Raw genomic sequence first — 12,221 nt, forward strand, 5'->3', positions numbered from 1 at the left:
TTAAGTTATTCGAAATGTATAAATGAATAGGTCTACAGATGTATAGTAAATAATTTATTTTATAATATAATTATCTATGGAATATGAATATGAAATAAATGTAAAGGAGTGGTAGGAGTGAAACGTTCAGATAAAAGAAAAATGAGCCTGCCAACTAAAATTTTACTTTGGATAGTAGGAGTATTATTTTTACTCGCTGTTATTGCAGTAATATACATCTGTGCCAAGATATTTATTACAGGGGATAAGATACATAATCCTCTAAATAGAAGCCATTCAGAGTTACGCTCAGGAAAGGTTAATTTAAAAGAAGGCGACCCTTTTACAATTGCATTATTTGGTGTGGATTCAGATGCGGAGCGAAAACATCAAGGTGGTGGAGAGCGTAGCGATACCATTATGATTTTATCAATTAATCCTAAAGAGAAAAAAACAGAACTCGTTAGTATTCCTCGTGATACTCAAGCTCAAATTGTAGGACGAGGTACGACAGAAAAAATTGCTCATGCCTATGCTTACGGAGGACCCAATATGGCGGTAAATTCTTTAGAGAAATTAATGAATGTACCAATTGACCACTATGCAACAATTGATATGGATGGATTACACGATATGATTGATACCTTAGGTGGTGTGGATGTGGTAAGTAATGACACCTTCACAATTAGTGGTTTACATTTTGTAAAAGGGCAAAAAACACATGTTGATGGGGATGCTGCAATGAGATTTATACGTAGCCGCAAGGAAGAAGGTGCTGGTGGGGACTTTGGTAGACAAGAACGCCAACAACTTGTACTTGAAGCTATGGCTAATAAAATGACAAGTCCAACATCAATAACACATTTTAATTCATTAATGAGCGAAATACAGCAAAATGTTAAAACTGATTTATCATTAAGTGATCTGAATCTTGTCAGAAAAAATTATAAAGATGCTAACGATAACGTAAACCGTCATCAACTTGACGGAGAAGGTGGTATTCAAAGTGATGGTTTATATTACTTTGTCCCAAGTGATGCTTCTAAAAATAGCAACACGCAACTACTAAGAGATAATTTAGATTTATAAACTGTATATGAGCACTGTGAGAACCATTCTCACAGTGTTTTTGTGTTTATAATGTATTTTTACAAGGTATATAAGTATTAAATGTAATAAGTAAAAGGATCATTAATTGATAATGATTTTCAAATAAGTAATTTATGAATATAAATTATTTATAAATTCTTAACTTTTTGCAAGTAAAGTAATACAATTTAGATAATTCTATCTTGAAATATATGTGGGGTATTTTTCAGATAGATCTAGCTAACATGAAAAGTCTATTACGGTAAAATTAATATAAATGGGGTGAGCCTATGCAAGAACATTTGGTAGTCACACTTGATGGCACAGATTATCTTGTCGAACCAGGCACAAATTTACTTGAGTTTATTCGATCTCGAGATACTTTCGTTCCAGCGATTTGCTACAATGAATCGATGGGGCCAATTCAAACATGCGATACATGTATGGTTGAAATTGATGGAGAAATTGCGCGTGCATGTGGCACAACAATAGACCGTCCAATGAATGTAAAAACAGATAACAACGATGTTAAATCAAGTCAAAAAGAAGCATTAGATCGTATTTTAGAAAAACATATGCTTTATTGTACGGTATGTGACTATAATAATGGAGACTGTGAAATCCATAATACTATGGATGAGTGGGGCATCCAGCATCAAACATATGAATATAAAGAAAAACCTTATGAGAAAGATTATGGTCCATTCTATCGTTACGACCCAGACCAATGTATATTATGTGGTCGTTGTGTTGAAGCCTGCCAAGACATAGAAGTAAATGAAACAATAAGCATTGATTGGGATCGTGAACATCCACGTGTCATCTGGGATAATGATGTACCAATTAATGAATCTTCATGTGTATCATGTGGTCAATGTGCAACAGTATGTCCATGTAATGCCATGATGGAAGTGAATATGGAAGGCAACGTTGGTTACATGACTGATACTGAGCCAGGGTCACTTGTAGCAATGATCGACTTAATCAAAAAATCTGAACCAGGATATGGTCCATTATTGGCACTTTCTGACTCAGAATCTGAAATGCGTAAAGAACGTATAAATAAAACTAAAACAGTATGTACATATTGTGGTGTTGGTTGTTCATTTGAAGTTTGGACAAAAGATAGAGAAATTTTAAAAGTTCAACCATCTCATGATTCTCCTGCTAATAAAATTGCATCATGTGTTAAGGGTAAATTCTCATGGGGGCACATCAACTCTGATCAACGTATTACTAAGCCATTAGTAAGGAAAGATGGTGCTTTCCATGAAGTAGAATGGGAAGAAGCACTGCAAGTGATGGCAGATAACTTTAACAATATTAAAGATCAACACGGTGCAGATAGCTTGTCATTTATTTCATCTTCTAAAGCGACGAATGAAGAGTCATATTTAATGCAAAAATTTGCTCGACAAGTGATAGGAACAAATAACGTAGATAATTGTTCACGTTATTGCCAAGCACCAGCTACGAAAGGTTTGACTCGTACAGTAGGAATCGGCGGCGACGCTGGTGGTATTGATGATTTAGAAAAGGCAGCTATGACAGTGTTGATTGGTACAAATACTGCTGAAGCACATCCTGTCATTGCTTCAAGAATGAAACGTGCTCAAAAATTATTCGGTCAAAAATCCCATGTCTTTGATATTAGAAAACATGAAATGGCTGAACGTGCAGATGAATTTTATCAACCCAAACCAGGTACTGATTTAGTATGGTTAGGCGCGGTGACAAAGTATATTATCGATAATGATTTACATGATAAGGCATTCTTAGACGAATGGGTCGATTATTTTGATGAATATTATAAATCATTAGAACCATTCACAATGGAGTTCGCTGAAGAAACAACAGGTATTCCAAAAGAACGATTAATTAAGTTCGCTCATGAAGTTGCGAAAGCTGAATCAGTTGCAATCTGCTGGGCGATGGGTATCACGCAACAAGACATCGGTAGTGATTCAAGTACAGCTGTTTCTAATTTATTACTTGTAACTGGTAATTATAGAAAGCCTGGCGCTGGAGCATATCCTCTTCGTGGTCATAATAATGTACAAGGTTGTAGTGATATGGGTAGTATGCCTGATCAATTCCCTGGTTACCAGCTTGTTACTGATGATGAAATTAGAGCTAAATTCGAAAGAGAATATGGCGTAGAATTAAGTGCAACTCCTGGTCGCGATAATCATCAAATGATAGAAGGTATCCATAATGGAGACGTTCATTCACTTTATTTATATGGTGAAGACACAGGTATCGTAGATTCTAATATTAATTTTGTTCAAGCAGCTTTTGAGAAATTAGACTTCATGGTTGTACAAGATGAATTCTTAACATTCACTGCTACTTATGCTGATGTGGTATTACCTGCAAGTCCTTCTCTAGAAAAAGATGGTACATTTACCAACACGGAACGTCGTGTGCAACGTTTATATAAAGCGTTAGATTCACTGGGGGATTCTAAACCAGACTGGGAAATATTCCAACTTATTGCTAATAAATTAGGCGCAGATTGGGATTATAGTCACCCTGGAGAAGTGATGGATGAAATCGCTCGACTTACTCCGTCATATGCAGGTGTAAGCTACGACCGTTTAGAAGGTTTTAATAGTCTTCAATGGCCTGTAGATAAAGATGGGAAAGATTCTCCAATTCTTTATTTAGATGGATTTAACTTTGAAAATAAAAAGGCAAAGCTTTATCCATTAACATTTGATAATTTCTTCAAAGAAGATGAAGTTTATGATATTCATGTTAATAATGGTCGTTTACTTGAACATTTCCATGAAGGTAACATGACTTATCAAACTGAAATGATTAGATATAAAGTACCACATCCATTTGTTGAGATTTCACCAGAACTAGCACAAGATCGTGATATACATGAAGGTGCTGAAATCAAATTGATTTCAGAAACTGGTGAAGCAACGTTGGTAGCTCATATTACAGATAGAGTTAAAGGTAAAGAAATCTATATTCCACTTAATAATGATGCTTTAGAAAATGGAGATATGGGAGCAATTAACTTACTCACAAATAGTGATGTAGATAAATACACTGATACACCGTCATACAAGCGAACAAATGCACGCATGGAGGTTATATCTAAACGTGGTAAGTCACCATTAAATCCAACTAACTTCCGTGTTGATAAACATCGTCATCCTCAATATAGTGTTCAAGTACAGAAAAAATGGAATCGTTCTGATTACGTATTCCCAGGGAAGCAGAGTGATAAATAATGGCTGAAAGAATTACTGAAATTAAACGTCTAAAAAAGTCACCTGAGCAAATAAAGAATGAAAATTTAAACGAAGTCCTTGATGCTATTGCTGAGAATAAAGATAGCATTCTTAAAGCAATCCGTTTAATTCATACTTTAGATGAAGCGAAAATTTTAGATGCACTCAATGGTGGATTTAAAGCACGACAAGTAATTATCAATAAGTTTGCAGTGGAGTTAAATAAGGATATTTACACAGGATTATTATCTAATATGGCACAAATGGTCTTTTTACTTGGTGACTTAAATGTGAAAGATTTAAGTGAAATGCTTAATCGTCTTAACAAAGGTCTTCATGTTGCAAACCAAGCAAGTCCTAATGCACGTACATCTATTAGAAACTTAATGGGTATCCTTAAAGATGACGACATGAATCGTAGTTTAACTTACATGCTTAATTTACTTAAGGGCATGTCACGAGAATAAAATCATATCAATGATTATGTGAGCATAGGGGCGAAGAAGCATTCTATAATGACTTCCGAGCCTCTATTTTAATATCGCATATCTATAAATTTTCATGTATGATGAAATGTATATTGAAAAGTTTAAATAAAGGAGTGAAGTCGTATCAATCCTAATATTTTGAAAGCCATGGCAATCACTTCCAATGTCTTATTAGTTATTGGTATTGTATTTCTAATTATGCTAAAACTTATGCTTGCAATAGCATTCTTCGCAGTATCTTTAGCTATTAGTCTAGTCATATTTAATGTCATGTTTAGAGATCGCACAGGTATGAAGATTGCAATCAATGTATCATTCTTTATTGTTGTCATTGCAATTGTTATCGCATATTTCGTTTTATCAAAATAAAGCTTTGGGAGTTAGATAACAATGAAGAATACTAGATTTCGTATAACGACAATCTTAATAATAGCTATTTTAGTAATATTTGGAATTCTATTCCTCATTTTTGATACTAATCTTTTCAAAAATGATATCAAATATACTTTCAATGAAGCTGTAGAAAGACAGATAGGTGAAGGTACGCTAAATACTAAAGAGAGAGATGGAAAGTTTGTCAATGCGAAAGAAAAAGATGTTGAACAAGCCATGAGTATTAGCCATGGAGACAATCCGTTGAAATATATGGATATTTCTGAAAAAGTGCCTATGTCTGAATCAGAAGTCAATCATATTTTAAAAGGTAAAGGTATTCTTGAAGATCAAGGCCATACCTTTATAAAAGCTCAAGATAAATATGAAGTTAATATTATTTACTTAATAAGTCATGCATTAGTAGAAACTGGGAACGGGAAATCAGAACTTGCTAAAGGCGTTAAGGATGGAAGTCATAGATACTACAACTTTTATGGAATTGGCGCTTTCGATGAAAATGCTGTCCATACTGGTAAAAGCTATGCTAAACAACAATCCTGGACTACACCTAGTAAAGCAATTATGGGTGGCGCATCTTTCGTACGTAATCATTATTTTGAAAATAATCAACTTAATTTATATCAAATGCGTTGGAATCCACAGAATCCTGGGCAACACCAATATGCGAGTGATATTAAGTGGGTAGACAATATTGCTGATATGATGAAAAAATATTATGACAACTTTGGTATTAAAAAAGAAAATATACGAAAAAAATACTATAGATAGCAATGAGGTTAGCACATGGTCATCAATGTCGCTAACCTTATTTAGATATGTAAAATTTACCATTAAAAGTGTGACGACAAACTTTTAAACAACTAAACATATGATAAAATATTAACGAATGATAAATTTGAGGTGTAAAAACAATGAAAGTTGCAATTGTAGGCGCAGGAATTGGTGGTTTGACTGTCGCTGCATTATTAGAAGAGCAAGGTCATGAAGTGAAAATTTTCGAGAAGAATAATTCAATTAGTGAAGTAAGTGCAGGGATAGGAATAGGGGATAATGTACTAAAAAAATTGGGTAATCATGATCTTCAAAAGGGCATTAAAAACGCTGGTCAAAATCTAACAGCTATGAATGTATATGATGAACGTGGGCGCGAATTAGTGTCCGCTAAATTAAAAAATAATACTTTAAATGTAACGCTAGCGCGACAAACTTTAATAGATATTATTCAATCATATGTTAAGTCTTCTTCAATATATACTAATCATTTAGTGACTGGTTTAGAACAAACAAATTCTAAAGTAACAGTTCACTTTTCAACACAAGAAAGTGAAGCATTTGATTTGTGTATCGGAGCAGATGGCATTCACTCAAATGTAAGGGAAGCTGTTGGTGCCTCTACCAAGTTGATTTATCAGGGCTATACTTGCTTTAGAGGGATTGTTGATGATGTCAATCTTAAAAATGAACATGTAGCTAATGAATATTGGGGTGCAAAGGGAAGAGTTGGTGTTGTTCCATTATTAAATAACCAAGCTTATTGGTTCATTACGGTTCCAGCTAAAGAAAGGGATCCTAAATATCAAACATTTGGTAAACCGCATTTACAAGCATATTTTAATCATTTTCCAAATGAAGTACGACAAATACTTGATAAGCAAAGTGAGACGGGCATATTATTAAATGACATTTATGATATGAAACCTTTAAGAACCTTTGTATATGGAAGAACAATTTTATTAGGAGATGCTGCCCATGCTACTTCACCAAATATGGGGCAAGGTGCTGGACAAGCGATGGAAGATGCAATCGTTTTAGTCAATTGCTTGGAAGCTTATGATTTCGATAAAGCACTTGAACGATATGATAAATTACGTGTTAAGCACACTGCCAAGGTAATTAAGCGATCAAGAAAAATTGGAAAGGTTGCACAGAAACGTAATAAATTAATTGTGAACATACGCAATTCAATTATGAAAATGATGCCTAACGCTTATGCATCATCACAAGCAACATTTTTATATAAATCAAAAGAAAAATAATTAAAGGTGAGCGGACGACATTAAATGTTCCGCTCACCTTTTGTACGTTTAGAGTGATAAATTATTTACGATTTACGACGAATTGTGGTTCTTCACCATTTAATTTTTTAATTGCATCATTTGCAACGATTTTAGCCATCATATCTCTAGCTTCATATGTCGCATTACCGATATGTGGTGTAAGAACAATATTTTTAAACGATTTGAGCTCATCTGTTATCTCAGGTTCGAACTCATATACATCTAGGGCAGCGCCTTCGATTTCTTTATTTTCAAGCGCTTGTACAAGTGCTTGTTCATTGACGATAGGTCCTCGACCAGCGTTAACTAGATATGCTGTGGATTTCATCTGTTTAAATTGTTCACTATCAATTAAATGATGAAGGTCAGGATTATAAGCCGCATTAATAGTAATGAAGTCTGCATTCTCTAATAAAGTATCTAAATCTACATATTTAGCACCGATTTCTCTTTCTTTTTCTTCTTTACGGTGTGGGCCTGAATATAATACATCCATATCAAATGCACGTGCACGTTTGGCAACAGCACCACCAATTTCTCCTAAACCAATAATTCCAATTGTCTTGCCTGAAACTTCTCTTCCACGGAAAAATAGAGGCGCCCAGCCGTCAAAGCCTTTAGTTCTTGATAATTCATCACCTTCGACAATTCGACGGGCAACGCTAAGTATCAAGCCAATTGTTAAATCAGCAGTTGCATTTGTGGATGCTTTAGGTGTGTTAGTCACATCGATATCTTTTTCCCTTGCATAATCGACATCAACATTATTGAAACCAGCGCCATAGTTAGTAATAATTTTAAGATTTTTACCGCTATCTATTACGTCTTTATCCACATTAGTAGAGAGTAAACTTACTAAAGCAGTGGCATCTTTAACGCCTTCTTTTAAAGTTTCTTTATCAATAATTCCCTCGCCATCGTACATCTCAACTTCAAAATGTTCTTTCAATAAGTTTAATCCTACTTCAGGAATTGCGCCTGCGATATATACTTTTTCCATAATTATCACTCCTTCTTTATTAATAGTATAGTAAAAGAAGAAAGCGCAAACAATAGAAAGCGTTCAACCACATTAAGATTAAAATAGCTTGGCTAATGGCAGTATATAAGATTCTTATGAACTATTTCACTATATAAATTAGCCAATCAAACGTAATCCGACTACAGCTACAAGTATCATTAAAATGCAAATAATTCGACTAAAGTGTTTCGATTCTTTATAAAATAACATGCCGATAATGGTACCGCCTGCGGTTCCTATACCTGTCCAAATAGCATAAGCTGTGCCCATAGGTATTTCATGCATGGCAAGTTTTAAAGTGCTAAAGCTTAAAATAAAGGCGAGGCCAAGTAATATGATGAATAATTTATTTTGTGTACGTGATAATTCATTCAGTAGTACCACACCGAGTATTTCTAAGCTTCCGGCTATTAAAAGAAAAATCCACGCCATCGTTATTGACCTCCTTCTTCATTTTCATTAGTAGTGAGTTTTAAGCCTATAATACCTGCAATAAGAATTATGATTAATATAAGCTTGGTAGGTGTAAAGGGTTGATTGAAGAAAATCATATCTACAAGTACCGTACCTACAGCACCTATACCTACAAAAAAAGCATAAACGGTACCTACTGGTAAATGCTTAGATGCATCAATGACAAGATAGAAACTGAGGGCAATAAAAAAGAGGGTAACAACCCAACTTAATAAAGAATGCGCATTATCTAATCCTGTAACCCAGATGATTTCTACAAATCCAGCTATAATTACCTTTAGCCATTGCATTATCAATTGCCTCCAATTTAAAGTGATATCACTATTTTCTCAAATAAGTGATAGTGTAGCAATATTTAAAAATTGACGTAATAGTTAAGTATTAATTTAGTATATTGAATTAAAAACCCGTCAAGTTACTTAGATATAAATCGCAACTTTGACGGGAGTTAGAGCTATAAGATAGTTGTAAATATAGTGTTTAGTCGAGGTGAATGTAATTGTAAGAACTTGCTTCACTAGATGAGATTGTACGTGTATCTACAACGTATGGTCCACCATTATAATTCATTTCTGATACAGTAACTGAACCATCACTACCAACACTCTCTACATAAGCAACATGTCCATATGCACCTGCAGATGATTGAAGAATTGAGCCTTTTTCTGGAGTATGATTAACAGTATAACCAGCTGATTGAGCTGATGTTGCCCAGTTATTTGCGTTACCCCAAGTTGAACCTATCTTACCTCCAACTTTATCATAAACATACCAAGTACATTGACCAGCTGTATATAAGTTTCCTGAAGAAGACGTTATCTTAGTTGAAGTAGTAGATGAACTGCTTGAATTAGAGCTTGATGAGGAGTTTAAGTCAGATGATGTTGTAATTGTATTTTTAAAAGTGTGTGTATGTGTATTTTGATTTAAGCTATGCTGATCCTTGTAGTAGTTAAATGGACGTTGTGGGTGATAGTTAAAATGCTTCAAGTGATTATTATGTTCTTGAAAACCATTGTTCATGGGATGGCGAGAATGTTGATTCCACTGTTGATTACCATGACTATTTTCTGCAGCATGTGCGTTTGTCGTAGTTCCAAATAAAGATGCACCAATACCTGCTGTTAATGTCGTAATTGTAACTAATTTTTTCATAATTAAAAGTCCTCCCAAAAATAAAACAATAATATGATATATCTTAAAGGTGTAGCGACCAATGAGTAAGAATATATCATTTTATGTTATTTATTCGTCATCTTTGACGACACAACAACTCTAACAAAATATTTTATGTTTGTGATTGATGTTACGCTTTCGTAAACCAATTAAAAAAACCTTGACCATCGTTGTAATAAACGTTAGTCAAGGTTACAGTGTGTTACAAAACTTCAATGAAGCACTGTTCTTAAAATTAAATAGGTTTTGTTGTTTAAAAACTTAAGCTTTTGTTACAGGTTATTGTAATAAAATAAGACCTAACTTTTATTTTATGATAGGGAGGCTGAATGGTATTTTATAGGTTTTGCCTGAAAAATACTTAACGCACCCAATAATAGTACATACTATACTAATAATTGATAAAACAAGTAAGGCAAGAGTGAGAATTAACATACAAATTAATGCAAAAATTTGAATACCTGTATTATTATCACTCAAGGTTGATATGAAAAGAAAGCCATAGACTAAAATCACTGCAACTACAGAATATATAAAATAAGAAATGTAGTAATTTAGATATGTCTTTCCAGCTGTATCTATAAGTTTAGAATCTTTTCGTTTTACTAACCATATTACAAGTGGACCAATAAAACTTGTAAATAAACCTAATAGATAAATTAACATTGACATTAATCGCTCGTCTTGCTCTTCATCTTTTGCGATTTGATTGTTTTCTTGTGAAGTATACTGATTGCTTCTATTATATTGTTGGTAATCACTATTTTGATTAGATTGGTTTCGTTCACTATTTAAGTTTTGAGATGACATTTGACCTTCTGAAGTTGTTTCTGAATGATCAAAACGATGATTTTCACTATTATTCATAATGAATAGCCTCCGAATTTATTATTTATATACATAATACACTTATTACTATATCAAAATAGAATATATTATTAAATGATAAATTTAAATTTTCAACTTCAAATATTGAATAAGTTTAAAAAATGGTTTATTCGGTTATATAGTATTGTTATTATACAGAAGAAGTCATGTTTTTGAGTAAGTGAATGGCTTTGACTCATACTTATTAAACACGTTATTTATAGTTATCGCGGGGCGGGCCGCAGAATTCTTCCTATACGATTGATGAATTCAGACCCACTCCTTTTTTATTGGATTATTTAAATTAACAAACATGAACGCAACTATTTTAATGAAGAAAGAAGGAAAATTATGAAAATAGCTATTGTAGGTTCAGGTAATGGTGCAGTAACTGCGGCTGTCGATATGGTAGACAAAGGTCATGACGTAAGATTGTATTGTCGTAACGAGTCAATTGAAAAATTTAATGCTGCTTTCGAAAAAGGCGGTTTTGATTTTAATAATGAAGGACAAGAAAAATTTATACCTTTCACAAATATTAGTGATGATATTGAATATGTTCTAGAAGATGCAGATATCGTTCAAGTCATTATTCCATCATCCTTTATTGAATATTATGCTAAAGTCATGTCTCACTTTGTGACAGATAATCATCTTATCTTTTTCAACATAGCTGCTTCTATGGGGTCTATTCGTTTTATGAACGTTTTAGAGGATCGTCACATTGATGTACACCCTAATTTTGCTGAAGCCAACACGCTTACTTATGGTACACGTGTTGATTTTGAAAATGCGCGAGTAGATTTATCACTTAATGTACGTAGAGTATTTTTCTCAACATTTGATAGAAGTGAATTAAATGATAGTTACGAAAAAGTATCACAAATTTATGAATATCTAGTTAAAGAGGAAAGTCTGTTAAAGACAAATCTAGAGAATGGTAACCCAGAAGTACACCCGGGTCCTACTTTACTAAACGTAGGTCGAATAGATTATGCTGAGAATTTCTCATTATATAAAGAAGGGATAACTAAACATACAGTTCGATTATTACATGCGATTGAACTTGAACGATTGAATTTAGGGAGAAAATTAGGGTTTGAGTTATCTACAGCAAAAGAATCTCGTATTCAAAGAGGTTATTTAGAACGACAAGATGAAGATGAACCTTTAAATCGTCTATTTAATACGAGTCCAGTATTTTCTAAAATACCGGGACCTAACCATGTAGAAAATAGATATTTAACTGAAGATATCGCTTATGGATTAGTCTTATGGTCTAGTTTAGGGAGAGTTATAGATGTACCAACACCTAATATTGATGCGGTTATAGTTATCGCATCAACAATTCTCGAACGAGACTTCTTTGAAGAAGGGTTGACAATAGAAGAATTAGGATTAGAAAAATTAGATTTAGAATAAAAATTTA

General features: G+C 33.5%; 12 protein-coding genes. 7 read left to right on the forward strand and 5 right to left on the reverse strand.

Translation table 11 applies throughout. The features are described 5' to 3' along the window. Positions 1 to 117: 117 nt before the first annotated feature. The 6 genes from HMPREF2706_RS06030 to HMPREF2706_RS06055 all read left to right on the forward strand — a co-directional run bounded on the left by HMPREF2706_RS06030 (position 118) and on the right by HMPREF2706_RS06055 (position 7,233). Positions 118 to 1,068, forward strand: a complete 951-nt coding sequence (locus tag HMPREF2706_RS06030) for an LCP family glycopolymer transferase (RefSeq protein WP_002432962.1) — start codon at positions 118 to 120, stop codon at positions 1,066 to 1,068. Between the two features lie 290 nt (positions 1,069 to 1,358). Next, the gene (gene fdhF, locus HMPREF2706_RS06035) at positions 1,359 to 4,313 is read left to right on the forward strand and encodes a formate dehydrogenase subunit alpha (protein ID WP_049428310.1); all 2,955 of its coding nucleotides are present in this window, start codon (positions 1,359 to 1,361) and stop codon (positions 4,311 to 4,313) included. Continuing rightward, positions 4,313 to 4,780, forward strand: coding sequence for a helical membrane plugin domain-containing protein (locus HMPREF2706_RS06040; RefSeq protein ID WP_002432356.1), 468 nt, complete (start codon positions 4,313 to 4,315; stop codon positions 4,778 to 4,780). The genes fdhF and HMPREF2706_RS06040 overlap by 1 nt, the downstream gene beginning before the upstream one ends. A 168-nt stretch (positions 4,781 to 4,948) precedes the next feature. Beyond that, positions 4,949 to 5,170 carry a hypothetical protein gene (locus HMPREF2706_RS06045; protein ID WP_002443867.1) on the forward strand — a complete coding sequence of 74 codons (222 nt, stop codon included), beginning with the start codon at positions 4,949 to 4,951 and terminating at the stop codon, positions 5,168 to 5,170. 21 nt (positions 5,171 to 5,191) lie between these two features. After that, the gene (locus HMPREF2706_RS06050; protein WP_002432770.1) at positions 5,192 to 5,965 is read left to right on the forward strand and encodes an N-acetylglucosaminidase; all 774 of its coding nucleotides are present in this window, start codon (positions 5,192 to 5,194) and stop codon (positions 5,963 to 5,965) included. Positions 5,966 to 6,108: 143 nt separating this feature from the next. Then, positions 6,109 to 7,233 carry an FAD-dependent monooxygenase gene (locus tag HMPREF2706_RS06055; protein WP_049428309.1) on the forward strand — a complete coding sequence of 375 codons (1,125 nt, stop codon included), beginning with the start codon at positions 6,109 to 6,111 and terminating at the stop codon, positions 7,231 to 7,233. 61 nt (positions 7,234 to 7,294) lie between these two features. Here HMPREF2706_RS06055 and HMPREF2706_RS06060 read toward each other — a convergent pair whose 3' ends face one another. The 5 genes from HMPREF2706_RS06060 to HMPREF2706_RS06080 all read right to left on the reverse strand — a co-directional run bounded on the left by HMPREF2706_RS06060 (position 7,295) and on the right by HMPREF2706_RS06080 (position 10,792). Beyond that, complete coding sequence (locus HMPREF2706_RS06060) at positions 7,295 to 8,254, reverse strand: 2-hydroxyacid dehydrogenase family protein (RefSeq protein WP_070597517.1); 960 nt, start codon at positions 8,252 to 8,254, stop codon at positions 7,295 to 7,297. A gap of 138 nt (positions 8,255 to 8,392) precedes the next feature. Continuing rightward, positions 8,393 to 8,707, reverse strand: a complete 315-nt coding sequence (locus HMPREF2706_RS06065) for a DMT family transporter (protein WP_002432642.1) — start codon at positions 8,705 to 8,707, stop codon at positions 8,393 to 8,395. A 2-nt stretch (positions 8,708 to 8,709) separates the two neighbouring features. Then, positions 8,710 to 9,039 carry a DMT family transporter gene (locus tag HMPREF2706_RS06070; protein WP_002432921.1) on the reverse strand — a complete coding sequence of 110 codons (330 nt, stop codon included), beginning with the start codon at positions 9,037 to 9,039 and terminating at the stop codon, positions 8,710 to 8,712. 190 nt (positions 9,040 to 9,229) lie between these two features. Next, on the reverse strand, positions 9,230 to 9,904 hold the full coding sequence (locus HMPREF2706_RS06075; protein WP_070862256.1) for a CHAP domain-containing protein: 675 nt from the start codon (positions 9,902 to 9,904) through the stop codon (positions 9,230 to 9,232). A gap of 327 nt (positions 9,905 to 10,231) precedes the next feature. Further along, the gene (locus HMPREF2706_RS06080) at positions 10,232 to 10,792 is read right to left on the reverse strand and encodes a DUF4870 domain-containing protein (protein ID WP_049428303.1); all 561 of its coding nucleotides are present in this window, start codon (positions 10,790 to 10,792) and stop codon (positions 10,232 to 10,234) included. Positions 10,793 to 11,143: 351 nt separating this feature from the next. On the opposite strand from HMPREF2706_RS06080, the gene HMPREF2706_RS06085 reads away from it, so the two are divergent. Continuing rightward, on the forward strand, positions 11,144 to 12,214 hold the full coding sequence (locus tag HMPREF2706_RS06085; protein ID WP_070597519.1) for an NAD/NADP octopine/nopaline dehydrogenase family protein: 1,071 nt from the start codon (positions 11,144 to 11,146) through the stop codon (positions 12,212 to 12,214). Positions 12,215 to 12,221: the final 7 nt, after the last annotated feature.

This window comes from Staphylococcus sp. HMSC067F07 (assembly GCF_001837405.1).
Classification (GTDB): Bacteria; Bacillota; Bacilli; order Staphylococcales; family Staphylococcaceae; genus Staphylococcus; species Staphylococcus capitis.

Coding starts and splice junctions, on each gene's coding strand:
- HMPREF2706_RS06055 (WP_049428309.1), top strand. CDS start 6,109: ATGAAAGTTGCAATTGTAGGCGCAGGAATTGGTGGTTTGACTGTCGCT.
- fdhF (WP_049428310.1), top strand. CDS start 1,359: ATGCAAGAACATTTGGTAGTCACACTTGATGGCACAGATTATCTTGTC.
- HMPREF2706_RS06045 (WP_002443867.1), top strand. CDS start 4,949: ATGGCAATCACTTCCAATGTCTTATTAGTTATTGGTATTGTATTTCTA.
- HMPREF2706_RS06075 (WP_070862256.1), bottom strand. CDS start 9,904: ATGAAAAAATTAGTTACAATTACGACATTAACAGCAGGTATTGGTGCA.
- HMPREF2706_RS06050 (WP_002432770.1), top strand. CDS start 5,192: ATGAAGAATACTAGATTTCGTATAACGACAATCTTAATAATAGCTATT.
- HMPREF2706_RS06040 (WP_002432356.1), top strand. CDS start 4,313: ATGGCTGAAAGAATTACTGAAATTAAACGTCTAAAAAAGTCACCTGAG.
- HMPREF2706_RS06085 (WP_070597519.1), top strand. CDS start 11,144: ATGAAAATAGCTATTGTAGGTTCAGGTAATGGTGCAGTAACTGCGGCT.
- HMPREF2706_RS06080 (WP_049428303.1), bottom strand. CDS start 10,792: ATGAATAATAGTGAAAATCATCGTTTTGATCATTCAGAAACAACTTCA.
- HMPREF2706_RS06065 (WP_002432642.1), bottom strand. CDS start 8,707: ATGGCGTGGATTTTTCTTTTAATAGCCGGAAGCTTAGAAATACTCGGT.
- HMPREF2706_RS06070 (WP_002432921.1), bottom strand. CDS start 9,039: ATGCAATGGCTAAAGGTAATTATAGCTGGATTTGTAGAAATCATCTGG.
- HMPREF2706_RS06060 (WP_070597517.1), bottom strand. CDS start 8,254: ATGGAAAAAGTATATATCGCAGGCGCAATTCCTGAAGTAGGATTAAAC.